The organism is Caballeronia cordobensis, assembly GCF_001544575.2.
GTDB classification, from domain to species: Bacteria; Pseudomonadota; Gammaproteobacteria; order Burkholderiales; family Burkholderiaceae; genus Caballeronia; species Caballeronia cordobensis.
Genome location: NZ_FCNY02000003.1, coordinates 245,174 through 260,205, shown reverse-complemented (window position 1 = coordinate 260,205; position 15,032 = coordinate 245,174). Strand labels below are relative to the sequence as shown.

17 protein-coding genes are annotated in these 15,032 nt (G+C 62.8%); 8 read left to right on the top strand and 9 right to left on the bottom strand.

Annotated elements, in window-relative coordinates:
- Window positions 1-7: 7 nt before the first annotated feature.
- Window positions 8-1,006, bottom strand: coding sequence for an ABC transporter substrate-binding protein (locus AWB70_RS07585; RefSeq protein ID WP_235024158.1), 999 nt, complete (start codon window positions 1,004-1,006; stop codon window positions 8-10).
- Window positions 1,007-1,217: 211 nt separating this feature from the next.
- Window positions 1,218-1,913: a GntR family transcriptional regulator gene (locus AWB70_RS07580; RefSeq protein WP_063786744.1), complete on the bottom strand. Its 696-nt coding sequence runs from the start codon at window positions 1,911-1,913 to the stop codon at window positions 1,218-1,220.
- Window positions 1,914-2,124: 211 nt separating this feature from the next.
- On the opposite strand from AWB70_RS07580, the gene AWB70_RS07575 reads away from it, so the two are divergent.
- Complete coding sequence (locus tag AWB70_RS07575) at window positions 2,125-2,820, top strand: GntR family transcriptional regulator (RefSeq protein ID WP_053572060.1); 696 nt, start codon at window positions 2,125-2,127, stop codon at window positions 2,818-2,820.
- A 10-nt stretch (window positions 2,821-2,830) separates the two neighbouring features.
- Here the strand turns inward: AWB70_RS07575 and AWB70_RS07570 are convergent, their stop codons facing one another.
- A complete protein-coding gene (locus tag AWB70_RS07570; protein WP_053571239.1) occupies window positions 2,831-3,331 on the bottom strand; it encodes a universal stress protein in 501 nt (166 codons plus the stop codon).
- 153 nt (window positions 3,332-3,484) lie between these two features.
- Here AWB70_RS07570 and AWB70_RS07565 point away from each other — a divergent pair, with 153 nt between their 5' ends.
- The 4 genes from AWB70_RS07565 to AWB70_RS07550 all read left to right on the top strand — a co-directional run bounded on the left by AWB70_RS07565 (window position 3,485) and on the right by AWB70_RS07550 (window position 6,724).
- Window positions 3,485-4,732: a LysR family transcriptional regulator gene (locus tag AWB70_RS07565; RefSeq protein ID WP_053571238.1), complete on the top strand. Its 1,248-nt coding sequence runs from the start codon at window positions 3,485-3,487 to the stop codon at window positions 4,730-4,732.
- A 111-nt stretch (window positions 4,733-4,843) separates the two neighbouring features.
- Window positions 4,844-5,380 (top strand): hypothetical protein, encoded by a 537-nt coding sequence (locus tag AWB70_RS07560; RefSeq protein ID WP_053571237.1) that lies wholly within the window; start codon window positions 4,844-4,846, stop codon window positions 5,378-5,380.
- A 4-nt stretch (window positions 5,381-5,384) separates the two neighbouring features.
- The gene (locus AWB70_RS07555; RefSeq protein WP_053571236.1) at window positions 5,385-5,903 is read left to right on the top strand and encodes a sigma-70 family RNA polymerase sigma factor; all 519 of its coding nucleotides are present in this window, start codon (window positions 5,385-5,387) and stop codon (window positions 5,901-5,903) included.
- Window positions 5,900-6,724, top strand: a complete 825-nt coding sequence (locus AWB70_RS07550) for an anti-sigma factor family protein (RefSeq protein WP_053571235.1) — start codon at window positions 5,900-5,902, stop codon at window positions 6,722-6,724. Before AWB70_RS07555 ends, AWB70_RS07550 begins: the two co-directional genes overlap by 4 nt.
- Here the strand turns inward: AWB70_RS07550 and AWB70_RS07545 are convergent.
- Together AWB70_RS07545 and AWB70_RS07540 are read right to left on the bottom strand one after the other, a co-directional pair.
- Window positions 6,691-8,226, bottom strand: coding sequence for a SulP family inorganic anion transporter (locus AWB70_RS07545; RefSeq protein ID WP_053571234.1), 1,536 nt, complete (start codon window positions 8,224-8,226; stop codon window positions 6,691-6,693). The genes AWB70_RS07550 and AWB70_RS07545 overlap by 34 nt on opposite strands.
- An 82-nt stretch (window positions 8,227-8,308) precedes the next feature.
- Window positions 8,309-8,956, bottom strand: a complete 648-nt coding sequence (locus AWB70_RS07540) for a carbonic anhydrase (protein WP_053571233.1) — start codon at window positions 8,954-8,956, stop codon at window positions 8,309-8,311.
- Between the two features lie 281 nt (window positions 8,957-9,237).
- Here AWB70_RS07540 and AWB70_RS07535 point away from each other — a divergent pair, with 281 nt between their 5' ends.
- Window positions 9,238-10,056: an alpha/beta fold hydrolase gene (locus tag AWB70_RS07535; protein WP_235024157.1), complete on the top strand. Its 819-nt coding sequence runs from the start codon at window positions 9,238-9,240 to the stop codon at window positions 10,054-10,056.
- Here the strand turns inward: AWB70_RS07535 and AWB70_RS07530 are convergent.
- Window positions 10,046-10,900: a polysaccharide deacetylase family protein gene (locus tag AWB70_RS07530; protein WP_053571231.1), complete on the bottom strand. Its 855-nt coding sequence runs from the start codon at window positions 10,898-10,900 to the stop codon at window positions 10,046-10,048. The two genes, AWB70_RS07535 and AWB70_RS07530, sit on opposite strands and share 11 nt — an antisense overlap.
- Entirely contained in the window at window positions 10,897-11,982 is a 1,086-nt protein-coding gene (locus tag AWB70_RS07525; protein WP_053571230.1) for a glycosyltransferase, read from the bottom strand. Before AWB70_RS07525 ends, AWB70_RS07530 begins: the two co-directional genes overlap by 4 nt.
- A 435-nt stretch (window positions 11,983-12,417) precedes the next feature.
- Between AWB70_RS07525 and AWB70_RS07520 the strand changes: the two genes are divergently transcribed.
- Window positions 12,418-12,828, top strand: coding sequence for a hypothetical protein (locus tag AWB70_RS07520; protein WP_053571229.1), 411 nt, complete (start codon window positions 12,418-12,420; stop codon window positions 12,826-12,828).
- 25 nt (window positions 12,829-12,853) lie between these two features.
- Here the strand turns inward: AWB70_RS07520 and AWB70_RS07515 are convergent, their stop codons facing one another.
- Complete coding sequence (locus AWB70_RS07515; protein WP_014252195.1) at window positions 12,854-13,609, bottom strand: FadR/GntR family transcriptional regulator; 756 nt, start codon at window positions 13,607-13,609, stop codon at window positions 12,854-12,856.
- A gap of 589 nt (window positions 13,610-14,198) precedes the next feature.
- On the opposite strand from AWB70_RS07515, the gene AWB70_RS07510 reads away from it, so the two are divergent.
- The gene (locus AWB70_RS07510; protein WP_053571228.1) at window positions 14,199-14,621 is read left to right on the top strand and encodes a hypothetical protein; all 423 of its coding nucleotides are present in this window, start codon (window positions 14,199-14,201) and stop codon (window positions 14,619-14,621) included.
- A 33-nt stretch (window positions 14,622-14,654) separates the two neighbouring features.
- Here the strand turns inward: AWB70_RS07510 and AWB70_RS07505 are convergent, their stop codons facing one another.
- The gene (locus AWB70_RS07505) at window positions 14,655-14,906 is read right to left on the bottom strand and encodes a hypothetical protein (protein ID WP_053571227.1); all 252 of its coding nucleotides are present in this window, start codon (window positions 14,904-14,906) and stop codon (window positions 14,655-14,657) included.
- Window positions 14,907-15,032: the final 126 nt, after the last annotated feature.

Genomic DNA, 15,032 nt, shown 5'->3' with positions numbered 1-15,032 from the left:
CGCAGCCTCACTTCTTCGTTTGCAGATCGGCGGGCAACAGCGATTCGTCGACGATCTTCGACCAGTCGAACGCGCCATCGGGAATCGCCTTCACGAGAATCAGGCCCTTCAGCACTTCGTCCATGCCCTTGCGATCGAAGCTGCCTTCGCTCCAGTACTTCGGGTCCGAATCGAGCACGTTATTCACCGCCGACGAGGCCACGGCCGGGTCCATCTTGTACTGCTTCGCAACCATCTGCGCGGACTCGTCACGATGCGCGACCAGGTACTGCACCGCCTTGCGACGCGCCTTGATGATGCCTTTGATGACTTCCGGATGCGCCTTCAGATAGTCGGTGCGCACGATGCCGACCGTCTGCGTTTCATTGGGCACGATATCCGTCGAACGAAACGCGATGCGCAACTGGTCCTTCTTCGCGCTATACGACGGCTCGGTCATGTAGGCGACATCGACCGCGCCCTGTTGCAATGAAGTCAGCATGCCGCTCGAACTGCCGACGGGTTTGCGCTGCACTTGCCCCGTCAGTCCGGCGCGATCGAGCGCAATGGTGACGATGGTGTCGGTGGTCGATTTCGGGCTGCTATAACCGATCGTCTTGCCTTTCATCTGCTGGATGCCGGTGATCGTGCCGTCCTTCTTCTCGACCCATACGAGGTCGGCAAGACTCTGCACGCCGCCATGCACGATGGTCAGATCGACGCCCTGCTTCACCGCCGAGATCGCGGCGGGCAGCGCGACTTCGCCATAGGGAATCTCGGACGCCATCGCGTTGCGCACCGTCGTGCCGCCGCCTTCCGACGTGATGAAGCCCGACACGTCCACGCCTTCTTCCTTGAAGAAGCCCTTTTCCATCGCGACCGCGAACGGCACGCCGTACATGCCGTCGCCCCAGTGCGTGACGGTAAGCGGCGCGGCGCGCACGGCGGCGCTGCAGACCAGAGCCGCGGCGACGGACATGAAGCAGGCACCGCGTGCGAATCTCGCGATCTTTTCAGGCGCAAACATGTAGGCGTCTCCATCCGTGACCGGCGGTCTCGCAGCGTGCTCGGCGCATGCGGCCGCACTGTGTTTTTTGGACCTGCTCCCGGTATTGCGATTGCCGCGAGCACACGGCTGCATCGCATAACCGTGCAAGTTAATGTATGCATTAACTTAGTGAAAGTCCAGATTCATCGAGGGCGTAGATACCCTCGTCTGCGCTGGCGTGAGTTTTGAATCAGGCTTGCTGGATGCCGTATTGCTGCAGCACGCTGGTCTGGTCGCGCCAGCCGCGCTCGCGATGTGCGCGATACAGGCCGCTTGCTTTCGCTGCATCGCCGCAACGCATCGCGTCGATGATCGCGTAGTGCTCCTGTATGGATTTCAGTGGCTGCGGATGAGGCTTCACCATCTGCGTGAAGCGGCGCACGCGGTGCACCTGATCGCGGCAATTCATGACGATCGCGTGAAGGCGCGCATTGCCGCACGAGGCGACGAGCGTCTCGTGAAAGACCTCGTCCGCCTCCGCCCAGGCGAGCATGTCGCCGCGTTCGAACGCGGCGGTCATCGTCTCGCACGCTTGAACGAGCGGTGCGAGATCCGCGTCCTTGCTCGCCGCGATGAGTCCCGCCGCCGTCGATTCGAGGCTCATCAATACTTGATAGATATGCTGGATATCGGAGATCGACGTCGGCACGATGCGAATGCCGTGGCGCGGCACGATCTGCACGAGCCCCTCGCCCTGCAGGCGCAGCGCCGCTTCGCGGATCGGCGTGCGGCTGAAGCCGAGCATGAGGCCGAGTTCCTGTTCGAGCAGGTACGATCCCGGCGTCAGTTCGCTTTCGATGATGCGGCGGCGCAGTTCGCGATACGCGAGCTCAGTTGTGTTGCGCCTTGCGGGATTCGACGTGACGGTAACGCGCGAGGCGGTCATGCTTGAACTCCATGAAGGAATCATCGCTCGCGCCGATGTTAGCACCGCATCAACGGTGCGTGAGACCTCCGGGACGAGCAAATCTTTTCTTTCGCCGGGCAGTAACGTATGCGTTGAGTGATACATATAATGAAGGCATTCCGTCCGCCAGTTCGCATTTCGGCGGACATTGCGTCCGTGCATCGACGGCAACGTTTTCGGAACGCCCATCATGGCTCCAGCCCGGACCGCCGAAGCGATCAACAAGCCGCGTGAGAAATCGACCGAGACGGTCTATCAGGCGCTGCGCGAAAAAATCCTCAGCAACGAGCTGCGGCCCGGCACGCAGTTGCTCGAACAGGAACTCGTCGAACGGTTCGGCGTGAGCCGCACGCCGGTGCGCGAGGCGCTCATCCGTCTGCAGAACGAGCATCTCGTGCAGATCATTCCGCGCCACGGCATGCGCGTGCGCAATGTGTCGATGGCGGATATCGAGGAAGTCTTTCAGGTACAGACGAGTCTCGAAGCAACCGCCGCAGCGGCCGTCGCCGCGCGCAAGCCGGGCGCGCGCGAACTCAAGGCGCTGGAACGAGCATGCACCGACATGGAGCGCGCTTTCTCGAAGAACGATCGCGAGGCATGGTCCGCCGCGCGCGAAGCGTTCCATGCCCGCCTCGTCGAACTGAGCGACAACCCGCGTCTCATGCAGATCGTCGGCGAATGCTCGGATCAGGTGCGGCGCGTGCGCGAACTGACCTTGCGTCTGATCGACCCCGACGAATCGCAAGCACAGGCACTGCGCGCGATCATCGATGCCTTGCGGCAAGGCGATGCCTTATCGGCCGAAACACTCTGCCGCGAGCATCGCGCGCGCAATCTTCAGACGCAAATCGAGGCCTTACAACGCTACCGGATTCTCGACGTCTGATCGCACCGCATTACGCGTGATGTGCCTGCAATAGCGCGCCGCGCAAGCCGGTCACGCGTGCCTTCGGCGCGATGCATTCGCGCGCGATCAGCACTTCGCGCTCGGTATGGCGGCACACGACATTGCGCACATGATGCATGCCGATGCCCAAAAGCCCGCGCTTCTCCGCGCCGAGAACGATGAGATCCGCGTCGAGCCGGTTCGCCTCGTCGGCGATGACGCGGCCTATGCTTCGGCCCGCTTCGGGCAGTGTGCGCACGAGCCACTGTGCATCCACGCCCTCGCGCTGCGTCATCCGTTCGCAATGGCGGCGGATCACGAGCGCGAGTTGCGTCACGAGCGAGGGCATGTCGCACAGACTGTCGCCCTGCCATCCCGCCCACCATCGCGTGGTTTCCGCTACATGCAGGATGGTCAGACGCGCATCGTTGTCACGCGCCCGCGCGATGGCGGTCGACATGGCGGCTTCGCTGAAGCCCGGTCCCACGGCGACGAGAATATGTCGATACATGGCGCAACCCTCCGATCAATGAAAGCACGCGTCGTTTCGTGCATGACGTCATGATCGTTGCCGAGAATTAGCTTTCAATGAGCGCAGGCGTCGGACGAGGCGCTACGGTCCGATAAATTAAACTGATGGCCTCGCATTCACTCGCTCCGGCCCATGGATCATCGCGATTTGCTCAATCTCGCGTATTTGCGTGCATTCCGCCTCGTCGCGCAGACGGGCAGCGCCACGCGCGCCGCCGCCGCGCTGTTCCGCGCGCAGTCGGCCGTCACACGTTCCTTGCAGGAACTCGAAGCGGCAGTGGGCGAAACCTTGCTCGAACGCCGCCCCTCGGGCATGTTGCCGACGCCCGCGGGACGCGCCGTGCTGTTGCGCTGTCAGCGCATCTTCGGTGAGCTGGAGGAACTGGCGCAATGGTGCGCGGCGCGTCAATCGCGCCGCAGAACCGCAAGCGGCGGGACGCTTCCCGCGTTTCTGCTCAACACGCGGCGGCTGCAACTGTTCTCCGCACTCGCGCGTCATCGGCACATGCCGAGCGCGGCGCAAACATTGGGGCTCAGTCAACCGGCCGTGAGCAGCGCGATCCGCATCATGGAAACGGGCGCGGGTATGCCATTGTTTTATCGCAGTCCGCGCGGACTGCTGCTCACGAGCGAAGGCGAGACCTTCCTCCTGCATGTGCGCCGCGCGCTAAACGAACTGCGCCATATTCCCGACGATCTCGCGGCCTTGCGCGGCACGATACAAGGGTACGTCACGGTGGGCTCGTTGCCGCTGGGCAGAACGCTGATCCTGCCCGGCGCGATCGCGCGCGTGGCGGCGCAATACCCGGGCGTGCGCATCGTGACCGACGAGAGCGCGTATGAAACGCTCGTCGCGGGCTTGCGCGCGGGCGATATCGACTTCGTGCTCGGCGCGCTGCGGCAGAACGATGCGTCGAGCGGCCTCGTCAACGAACGCCTCATGTCGGAAGACATCGTCGTGATCGCGCGGCGCGGACATCCGCTGGCGGGTGCGAGCGCGGGCGGATTGACGCTCAAGGATCTGATCTCCGCGCAATGGATTTTGCCGCGCAGCCAGGCGCCCGCGCGCGGCATGTTCGAAGCGCAGTTCAAGCGCTGGAAGCTGAAGCCGCCGATGCCGACTGTCGAAACCGCGGACCTCGCCGTCATTCGCGGACTGCTGTCGCAGACCGACATGCTCGCCGCCGTGTCGGCGCAACAGTTGCACTACGAATGCGAATCGGGCCAGCTCGTCGTGATGGATATTCCGCTTCGAAACACGCGGCGCGACATCGGGCTCACGCTGCGCGCGGGCAGCACGCCGTCTCCAGCGGCGCGGGCTTTGATCGACGCCATACGGCTGACCGTCGATCGGCTCGGACATGAAATGCGCCGCGCATGACCGCGTGTTGCTCGCACTGAAGCGTCTGGCAAAAAATACGCGCAATGGCGGGAATAAAACGCTCGCCCTGACTGTTAGCGCATCGAGAGCCTGGAATTTCGATGCACCGACATGGACCACTTGTTTCCTACACGCCGCCTGCAAGCTATCGCGACCCGACGCCCGGCGCGCATTTCGCTCGCCGGCGTGAGCCTGGGCGTGGGCATCGTGGCAGCCGTGGCCGCGGCCGGCTGGTGCGCGGCCACGCGCGCATGCGCCGACATGCTCGATGCCGCCGCGGTCATGGCGCTGGCGGAAACATCGAGTGCGCGCGGCGCGAACGCTCCGCCGCTCGTGTCGCACGATCCGCATTTCATCGAACTGACGCCGGTCGGCCTCGAACTGGTCGCGAGCCGAACGCGGCAGCCCGCCAGGCTCGCGCAGATCGATGAATTCGACTATCGCAATGCGGACGGCGATGCCGTCGTCCTGCTCGTCGCCTCCGCGCCCTTCGCGAGCGAAGAGGCGCACTGGAGCGCGCGGCGCGTGGGCGAAATCCGCCTGCTTACGTGGACCAGCGGCGGCAAGCGCCATGTACTCGCGGGACGCGCCGGCACGCATGGGCTCATGCGCGCCGCCGACGCGCTGACCGCGATGCCCGAGCGATAAAGCGATGGACGTCCGTGATGAACTGATCGAACACGTTCCGAGGCTGCGCCGCTATGCGCGCGCGCTGCTGAACAATCGCGACCTCGCCGACGATCTGGTGCAGGACACGATGGAACGCGCGTTGTCGCGCACGGCGATGTTCGAAGCGGGCACCGATCTGCGCGCATGGCTTTTCACCGTCATGCATAACGTATTCGTGAATCAGATGCGCAAGGCATCGGCGCGTGCGGCACACGTTTCTGTCGACGATGACGGAATCGACGAACGCGAATTCGCCGTGCCCGCCCCGCAATTTCATTCGCTCGATGTGCGCGATCTCGACTATGCGCTGCAGCGTCTGACCGACGAGCAGCGCGAAGTGGTGCTGCTCGTCGGGCTCGAAGAAATGAGCTATGCCGAAGTCGCGATTGCGCTGGACATTCCCATCGGCACCGTGATGTCGCGGCTATCGCGCGGACGCGAACGCCTGCGTGCATTGACGGCGGGCACGCAGCCCAATGCAAAGTTGAAGGTGGTGCGATGAGCGACCAGCACACTCCGATCAGTGAAGAGGACATTCATGCCTACGTCGACGGCGCGCTGTCGGCCGCGCGGCGCGCACAGGTCGAGCGGGCCATCGAGCTGAATCCCGCGCTGGCCGCGCGCGTGAGCGATTACTTTTCGCTCAACAACATGTTTCATGAGCGCTACGACCGCGTGCTCAACGAACCCATGCCCGCGCGCTTGCGGACCTTGAAGCGCCGGCGCTGGTTCGCCGCGGCCAACTGGCCGCAATTCGCCGGCATGGCGGCGGCGCTCGTGCTGGGCATCGGCATCGGCGTCGGCACGAACATGGGGCGCGACGCCATGTCGTTATCGGGCGCGGCGGCGACGAACATCCGCAACGCGAGCGCCGACGGCATGGAAGGCATGGCGCGACAGGCCGCGATCGCGCATGTGGTGTACATGCCCGCCGTCGATCGCCCCGATGACATCGGCACAGATCGCGACCAGGACTTCGTTCAATATCTTTCGAACAAGCTCGGCACCGACGTGCATCCGCCGTTGCTCACGAAAAACGGCTTCGAGTTGATGGGCGGACGCATTCTCCCCGGCGAGAACGGTCCGACCGCGCAGTTCATGTATCGCGGCGCCAAAGGCGAGCGCGTCACGTTATGCATCTCGCATCGCAAGACGAGCACGAACACCACGGCGTTCAGGCTGTACCAGGACGGGCCGGTGAACGTGTTCTACTGGATCGACGGCGACTTCGGTTATGCGGTCTCGGGCGGCATCGATCGCAAGGTGATGCTCGAACTCGCGCACGATGTCTACGCGCAACTGACGCCATCGACGCCGGGTTGAGCGCGCGGCAGCTTTCTGCATTCGACATGCATGCCTCGCGAAGGCGCGGCCGCCATGAACCGTTCGATTTCCTCGCGCACGTCCGGATCGATATAGTCGGCGCGCGAGGCATCGAAGATCACCGTGGCGCCATCGGGAATCGTGCGCAGATGATGCTTGAGCGTGACCTTGCCGAGAAATGAGACGTCCTTGCGGAACGACAGCAGGTAATGGTCGTCGTGCTGCGCCAGCGTGATCGGGCGTTCGAGGTTCGCGCGGATCGCAAGCAGAAGACTGCATGCGATGCCGAGCAAAATGCCCATCAGAAGGTCCGTCAGCAACACGCCCGCAATCGTGACGACGAACGGCGCAAAGCGTTCGAGGCCCTGCTTCGCGACCGCCGCGAAGAGCGAAGGCTTGGCGAGCTTCAAGCCCGTGAAGATCAGGATCGCCGCGAGGCAGGCAAGCGGAATCAGGTTGATCACGCTCGTCAGCGCGAACACGCTCAAGAGCAGCAGCACGCCGTGCACGAACGAGGACCAGCGGCTCTGCGCGCCCGCATGCACGTTCGCGGAGCTACGCACGATCACCGAGGTGATCGGCAACGCGCCGATCGCACCCGCCATCATGTTGCCGATGCCTTGTGCCTTCAACTCGCGATCCGGATGCGCCGCGCGCTTTTTCGGATCGAGCTGCTCCACGGCTTCGAGACTCAGAAGCGTTTCGAGACTCGCGACGATCGCGAGCGTCAGCGCAAGACGCCACACGTCAGGATTCGCGAGTTGAGCGAAATTCGGCAATTCCAGCGCATTCGTGAAGGCCGCAAACGTTTCAAGCGACGGCAAACCAACGCGATGTTGTGCGGGCGGAGCGAACCCCGGCGCGAACACATCGAGCAACAGCGTCATGCCGATGCCAAACGCGACCACCGCAAGCGGCGCGGGCACCGCGCGCACCAGCGCGAAGCGCCGCATCGCGCGTGTTTCCCAGCCAGCCAGCATGACGAGCGATACGACAGCCACCATGCACGCCGCCATCGATATGGGACCGAACGGCGTGCCAAGCATGCCCGGACCGCTCGCAGCCGGCGCGCCTTGATTCGCGAAGCCCGCAGCGAGCGGAATCTGCTTGATGACGAGCAGCAGGCCGATGGCCGCGAGCATGCCCTTGATAACCGACGAAGGCACGTACGCCGCGAAACGTCCCGCTTTCAGCATGCCGAAGCCGAACTGGATCGCGCCCGAAAGCAGCACGGCAAGCAGGAACGCGGAAAAGCTGCCGAGTCCCGCGATGCCATCGACGACGATCACGATGAGGCCCGCGGCAGGGCCGCTCACGCTCAATTGCGAGCCGCTCAGCAATGCAACGACGAGCCCGCCGATGATGCCCGACAACAGCCCGGCAAACGGCTCGACGCCCGATGCATTGGCGATGCCGAGACAGAGCGGCATCGCGACGAGAAATACGACAGTGCCCGCGAATACATCGCGCGGAAAAGTGGCGAGACGGTTAGCTTGATTCATGAGTTTTTTTCGAACGAGTTGGGGCGTGCGAACGTCGCGGGGCGACTTCGCATCGACAAGCTATCGATTGGAAAAAGCCGGCTTAAGCAGCCTGAAGCGCTACCAGTTGCGCGCGCGCCGCGTCTTGCGTTTCGCCCGCTTGCGCATAGCCGGATGCGAGCACCTCGATAAGACCGTCATGCAGGCCGAAGATCCAGCCATGAACGAGGGGCGGCTCGTCGCGCTCTCGCACGACCGCGTGTTGCCGCAAGAGGCGGACTTGCTCCAGCACGTTCAATTCGGCGAGGCGATTGGCGCGCGTATCGAGATCGGCGAAGGTATCGAGTTCCGCGCGATGCCGCTCGCCCAATGCGCACAGCGGCGCGATACGGCGATTCACGTGCGGCAAGTCGCTCGACTGCGGCAGCAGCGAGGCGCGCACGCCGCCGCATCCGTAATGGCCGCATACGATCACGTGATCGACTTTCAGCACGCGCACCGCGTATTCGAGCACGCTCATCGTGTTGTCATCCGAAGGAGAAAACAGATTCGCGATGTTGCGATGAACGAATAAATCGCCGGGATTGGCGTTCGTTACCGTTTCAGCGGGCACGCGGCTATCCGCGCAACCGATCCACAGCACTTTCGGGCTTTGCCCTTGCGCGAGACGCGGAAAGAACTCCGCATCCGCATGCGCGGTTTCGCGCGCCCAGGCGATGTTTTCCAGCAGCATCCGTTTCGGTCGATTCATGCATGTCTCTCCAGAAGCAAACGTTTGCGTCGTCAGTGACGACGCGGGTTTTCTAAAAGGGTCGCAGCTACGCTGCACTGCAGCGAGTTCCTTACGAATAACTTTCGCAGAAAAAGTTCAGCGCCGTCCAGAGAAAAAATATGATGTTTCAATTTCACCTCGCACCGGCGTGAATCATGCATCGCGCGGTCAGGTTTTATTGCGGTGCATGCACTGGCGTCTGTTAATCTTTATCGATCGAATTCAGTCATAAAACTTTCATGAACGGCCCGGCAGAGAATATGAATGCAACGCGCTTCGTCGAGTTGAACGACGGTGCTTATCCGGTGCATATCGAATATCAGTGGTTGAATGCGGAGCGCGCCGAGGCGCCCATTGCGCTATTCCTGCATGAGGGGCTGGGATCGATCGCGCTATGGAAAGACTGGCCGCAGACACTATGCGATCGCCTCAAATGCCGCGGCCTCGTTTATTCCCGACCGGGTTATGGGCGCTCAACGCCTCGACGGGCCGAAGAAACGTGGCCGGTCGAATTTCTGCATAAGCAAGCGCATGAGGTACTGCCCGCCCTGCTCGATGCGCTCGGCATCGGCGCCGATGAACGCGCGCGCATGTGGCTCGTCGGCCATAGCGACGGCGGCACGATCGCGCTCCTGTATGCGAGCGCCTTTCCCGAAGCGCTCGCCGGTCTCGCCATCATGGCGCCGCATGTATTCGTCGAGGCAATGACGGTGGAAGGCATCGAAAAGGCCCGCCGCACGTATGAGACCACGTCGTTCAGGGAAAAACTGAGTGCGTATCACGACGACGTGGATTCAGCCTTTTACGGCTGGAACGATGCGTGGCTGAATCCCGCTTTTCTTCGCTGGAACATCACGCAAGAGATATCGTCGATCGTGCGCCCATTGCTGGCGATACAAGGCTACGACGACGAATACGCGTCGATGCTGCAACTCGACGAGATCGAGGCGGCCATCCCGCACACGCAACTCGTCAAGCTGGCGCAGTGCAGGCACTCGCCGCATCGCGATGCGGCCGAAGCCGTGAACGATGCGATTGCCGCTTTCGTGCAATCGCATCGCGCGCGATTCAGCGCTTGATCTTGAGATAGGCCCGGCTGATCGCGGGCCGCGTATGCACCCATAAGCGCGACGCCAGCCACGACGCCGGACGATCGCGCACTTCGAGCCGCTTGATGGTGCGCTCCGCATCGGGCGATGCATTGCGATCGAGCGGATTCGCGCCGACGTTCGTGCCCGTATGGCACGTATAGAAGTGCCTGAAACCCGCGCTCAGCGCCACGTCCCGATAGTCGTCGTCGTAATAGCCTTGCGGCCAGCACAGATGATCGGAGACTTCGCCGAGGCGGGCGCGCAACGCGGCACGCGCCGCGTGTAGATCGTCGTGCAGACGTTCGCGCTTCTCGCCCGGCGAGCCCGCGACGCGGTCCCAGCGCACATGCGTATGCGTGTGACTATGGAACTCGAACGTGCCGGCAGCGCGCATCGCTTCGATCTCGGACCAGCGCAGGATCGCATCGTCGGCACGTCCGCTCTCGATCGCGCGTTCGCCCGCATGATGATCGAGCAGAGCCGGCAAGGCCGAGCCCGCATACGCCGCATTCGGGCGCACATGGCCTTCGCCCGGCCAGCTGCTCACGAGAAAGCACAAGGCCGTGAAGCCGTGGCGCTCGAGCACGGGATGCGCGTGCACCCAGTTGTCGAGATAGCCATCGTCGAAGGTAATGACAATCGATTTCGGCGGCATGTCCTCGCCGCGCAGAAACGCCGCGAGTTGTGCCGAGCCGATGGTTCGATAACCCGCGCTCGCCAGATAATCCATTTGCGCGGCGAAATGCCCGGGCGTGACGGTAATCATGCCCGGCGACGTGCTGACATGGTGGTACATCAGCACGGGAACGGCGCGTGCCTGCTTCCTGCTCATTGCGGATGCCCCCGCTCCTGCAAGGCGCGTTGATAGAAGCGCGCCGTCTCTTGCGCCATTTCGCCGACGGTGAAGCCGCGTTCGGTGATGCGCACGCTTTCGCGTTGAAGACGTTGACGCAAAGCCGGATCGTCGATCATGCGGGCGATCGCCGCGCGCAGCGCAACCGGATCGTGCGGCGGGACGAGCAGGCCGTTCACGTCGTCTTCGATCAGTTCGGGCACGCCATCGACACGCGTGCCGATGACCGGCAAGCCCGCGTCCATCGCCTCGATGAACGCCTGGCCGAGCGCTTCCTGATGCGTCGGCAGCACGAAGAGATCGGAGCCGCGGAAGATGTTCGGCACGTCGGTGCGAAAGCCCAGCAAGTGAATGCGATGCGCAAGACCGAGGCCTTCCACGATGCCCTTGATGCGAACGTATAGATCGCCGTCGCCCGCCATCACGACGTGCAGGTGCGGATAGGTGTCGAGCAGCGGACGCACCGCGGCGATCAGATCTTCATGGCCCTTCTTGTCGCGCATGATCGCGACCATGCACGCGATGAACGCATCGTCGCCGAGACCGAGTTCCTCGCGCAGCGTCGAATGCGCGACGGGCTGCGGCTTGACGATGCCGTCATAGATCGTCTGCACCCGCTTCTCGGCGACGCCCGCCGAAATCAGATAGCGCCGCACGTAGTGACTCACGGCGATCACGCGATGCGGAATCCACGTATAGGTGGCGAGCGAAGAAATGGGCAGCGCGAGATGCCGCGTGCGCACGATGAGCGGCGTGCGCGCGAGCCGCGCCGCCGTGCCCGCGACGAGACTGTCATGACCGCTATGAGTGTTGACCACATCGAACGGACGGCGGCGCAGCAACGCGCCGATGTGCAGCATCGACTGCATGTCGCCGCCCCCGCGCATGCGCGCGTGATGCACGGTGAAACCGAGTTCCTTGCAGCGATGCCCGAGGCGCGCCTTGATCGGACACACCAGCTCGACGGTATGGCCGCCTTCGCGCAGCGCCACCATCTCCTTCAACGTGCGGATCTCCTGACCGCCCCATCCCGTTGAGGACTCGCTATGTAGGATCTTCAAGTGCTCTGCTCTCCACGATTCCGGCGGTGACGCGCCGAAATATTTGGTAATAATTCGTCTAGCTTGCTGCCCTTGGTGGTTCGTAAAGAAAACGCAAGGGATTGAATGCTGCCTCGAACGAGGCTCTCGGAAGAAATGCTGGGCTTGTTAGCGTAATGAAAGACCGGTGCCGACGGTGCTAAAAACAATCGCTAGCTGTAAAGTTTTGCGCCCGTCTTGATAACGGCTCGAACCAGCGTCCGGTTGACGCCTGCATGGCGATTTTGTCAGTTTCGGATCGATATGCAATGGCAATCGAGTGCGACGAAACACTCAGGCAAACGCGTGAAACGTTTGCATTTCGTTCGACCAACTATTGTTCATCGAGACCTTGCCCCGTGTCAGCGAGCGCCGAGTGAGCGTGATAACTTGAATCGAAGTTTCAAGGAGAAAATCATGCTGCTGTCCGACGAAGAACTCGCGCGCCTTCAATCCGTCGCGCCGTTTTTACGCAGCGAAGCGCATTCGGCGCTGGAGGCCGAAGCCAGCTATGAAGTGACGATGGAACTCGAATCGCATCTGCAACCGGGCTTGCGCATTCGCGCGCCTGAATCAGCGCGAACGTCGGCCGATGCCGATGCGCCGCCGTATCCGCTCGATCTTTTCGTTGGCTTGCCGTTGAGCGAATTGCGCGCGCTATCTCATGCCGATGACGCCACGCGCGAAGCCGACATTGCGCGATTCGGCGCGCGCTTCTCGCCGCGTCTGCTGCGCGCAATCGCCACCATGACGCCGCACGAGATCGATCTCGATGCGGGTGTGCAAAGCGAAGCGGGAACGCTGTCGGTGATGCTCGACGAGGACTAGACCTCGCGTTTGATTCAGACGGCGTTCATCCCGCGTCTTGCGACTTCGACAACGCTTCGTGCGCACGCCGCAAGCGCTCGCGGCTATTCGACAAATGCATGCGCATGGCCGCGCGCGCCGCTTCGGGATCGCGACGCTCGATCGCATCGTAGATGTCTTCGTGCTCGCGATTCACGCGATCGAGATAGCTGCCCGGATCGTTGTGCGCGAGCGCCGCGGAGTTGACGCGCGTACGCGGAATGATGGTGTTGCCGAGCTGACTCAGGATGCTGTGAAAGTAACGATTGCCGGTTGCCTTCGCGAGTTCCAGATGGAACGCGACATCGGCGGCGACGGCGTTGCCCTCGCCCGCTTCGACGAGGCGCTCGAACTCGTCGAGCGCGCGGCGCATCTGCGCGAGATTGTCGTCGGTGCGGCGCATGGCGGCGAGTCCCGCCGCTTCCGCTTCGAGACTGATGCGCAGTTCGAGAATGGCCATCACGTCACGCACGGTGAGATCGCCTGCGGCTTCGATCTGGAACCGGTCCTGATCGCCCGCTTCGAGCACGAACGTCCCGATGCCGTGACGCGTCTGCACGAGCCGCGCCGCTTGCAGCCGCGAGATGGATTCGCGCACGACCGTTCGGCTCACGCCGAGCTGCGCCATGATTTCGGATTCCGTCGGCAGCTTGTCGCCCGGCTGAAGCGCGCCGCTGCGAATCCGCTCAGACAATTCGGCGACGACTTCCTCGGTGAGATTGCGGGAGCGGCGAAGCGCGCCGGACGCGAGTGCTTGGGACATTGAAAAGGCCGATCATGGTGTGTGCTGACCGGCCCATTATAGGGCGCGCGACAGCTTGTACGATGACTATCGAATTTTGCACGCAAGATGCCGCCGCATTGCACACGCCGATTTAGAACCAGCATTCGTTTTAACGATTAAGCGAATCAGGAGTCGGGTAAGGCGATGACGAACACCTCGAAATCATGCGATTAGGGACAAAGCAACCCGTTGATAAACCGCCGGTTGCGGCGTAAAGTTGAAGTACCGCATGAAGTGAAAACGCGCCAGCCAGGCGGCATCAGCCGCATATCGGCCGTGCGCGCTCGTCTGTATAGGGCGAGTTCGCTTTATCGTCCGGCTCGCGAATCCATGTCCGCATCCGTTGGATTCGCCATCTCCTCGCGCACTCGCGGGCCTGAGCACAGCGGTTCACCGGCTGGTTTCGTGCGTATGGGCGCGTGTCTGTGCGCCTCGTCACATGCGTTGCGCTGCTCGCGCGTCGCCGTCAACCATCAGGCGAAAGCCGGTGAACATCCGTATTCCCATTCGCCGGGTTCACGGCGATACTGAGGCGCAGCATCGAGGTTGGCAGGCAAGGAGACGAGCAATGATGCGTGAAGTAAGCGGCGCGTTCTGTGGCGCGCGAAAGCTGGACGAAGCATTGGAAGACTTGCGCGCGGAAGGCATCGCGGGCGACCGGGTGCGCCTGGCGAGCATGAGCGGCTTTGCCGATTTCCACGCTTCGCAGACTCAGAGCAACAACGCGCAGACCCAGTGGATCGCGGCGGAGTACGCGGGCCACGGCGAGCATCTCGGCGTGGTCGATACGCACGACTACCCGTTCGGCCTCGATATGACCGGCGACGACATCCTGCCCTCGTTCGGCGCCGATGGCGACGACGCGGACGAAGCCTGTGCCATCACGCGCGTGATCGTCAGCATTCGCGACGAAGCCGAGATGCGCGCGGTGTGCGACATCTTCTCGCGCCTCGGCACCGACGATATCGACGTGGAAAGCGTAGCGGCCTGATCCGCAGCGCCCGCGCGTCATGGCTTCATTGCTTTATTGCGTTTGCGTCGCGGGCTTCGCCTTCTTCTTGTGCTTGACATGCGCGCCATCCTGACGCGCGCTGCCGGGCGCGGACGTACTTTCGCCGCCAACGGTCGGCCCGGCTGTCGCCGCGCCGTGCGCATTGCCGCCGCCCGAACCGCCATTCCCATTGCCGCCGCCCGATTGCGCCAGCGCCACGCCTGAGACGCCCATCGTCATGCTCGCAGCCGCCGCGAGCAACACCTTCCACACTGCCGTCCTCATTGTCCTCTCCTTCGGTTTCATCGCCAGTCGGTTTGCATTCCGCACGCAAGATGCATAACGCAAAATGCCATCTGGTATATGGCATGCTGCATGCTCGCTGCTCAATCTCCTTCTCAACCTCCACGC

What these genes read in the sequence shown, in the direction of transcription:
- AWB70_RS07575 (WP_053572060.1), top strand. Translation starts at nt 2,125, where the DNA reads ATGGCTCCAGCCCGGACCGCCGAAGCGATCAACAAGCCGCGTGAGAAA.
- AWB70_RS07505 (WP_053571227.1), bottom strand. Translation starts at nt 14,906, where the DNA reads ATGAGGACGGCAGTGTGGAAGGTGTTGCTCGCGGCGGCTGCGAGCATG.
- AWB70_RS07585 (WP_235024158.1), bottom strand. Translation starts at nt 1,006, where the DNA reads ATGTTTGCGCCTGAAAAGATCGCGAGATTCGCACGCGGTGCCTGCTTC.
- AWB70_RS07550 (WP_053571235.1), top strand. Translation starts at nt 5,900, where the DNA reads ATGAGCGACCAGCACACTCCGATCAGTGAAGAGGACATTCATGCCTAC.
- AWB70_RS07515 (WP_014252195.1), bottom strand. Translation starts at nt 13,609, where the DNA reads ATGTCCCAAGCACTCGCGTCCGGCGCGCTTCGCCGCTCCCGCAATCTC.
- AWB70_RS07540 (WP_053571233.1), bottom strand. Translation starts at nt 8,956, where the DNA reads ATGAATCGACCGAAACGGATGCTGCTGGAAAACATCGCCTGGGCGCGC.
- AWB70_RS07565 (WP_053571238.1), top strand. Translation starts at nt 3,485, where the DNA reads ATGGATCATCGCGATTTGCTCAATCTCGCGTATTTGCGTGCATTCCGC.
- AWB70_RS07545 (WP_053571234.1), bottom strand. Translation starts at nt 8,226, where the DNA reads ATGAATCAAGCTAACCGTCTCGCCACTTTTCCGCGCGATGTATTCGCG.
- AWB70_RS07555 (WP_053571236.1), top strand. Translation starts at nt 5,385, where the DNA reads ATGGACGTCCGTGATGAACTGATCGAACACGTTCCGAGGCTGCGCCGC.
- AWB70_RS07530 (WP_053571231.1), bottom strand. Translation starts at nt 10,900, where the DNA reads ATGAGCAGGAAGCAGGCACGCGCCGTTCCCGTGCTGATGTACCACCAT.
- AWB70_RS07580 (WP_063786744.1), bottom strand. Translation starts at nt 1,913, where the DNA reads ATGACCGCCTCGCGCGTTACCGTCACGTCGAATCCCGCAAGGCGCAAC.
- AWB70_RS07570 (WP_053571239.1), bottom strand. Translation starts at nt 3,331, where the DNA reads ATGTATCGACATATTCTCGTCGCCGTGGGACCGGGCTTCAGCGAAGCC.
- AWB70_RS07510 (WP_053571228.1), top strand. Translation starts at nt 14,199, where the DNA reads ATGATGCGTGAAGTAAGCGGCGCGTTCTGTGGCGCGCGAAAGCTGGAC.
- AWB70_RS07520 (WP_053571229.1), top strand. Translation starts at nt 12,418, where the DNA reads ATGCTGCTGTCCGACGAAGAACTCGCGCGCCTTCAATCCGTCGCGCCG.
- AWB70_RS07560 (WP_053571237.1), top strand. Translation starts at nt 4,844, where the DNA reads ATGGACCACTTGTTTCCTACACGCCGCCTGCAAGCTATCGCGACCCGA.
- AWB70_RS07535 (WP_235024157.1), top strand. Translation starts at nt 9,238, where the DNA reads ATGAATGCAACGCGCTTCGTCGAGTTGAACGACGGTGCTTATCCGGTG.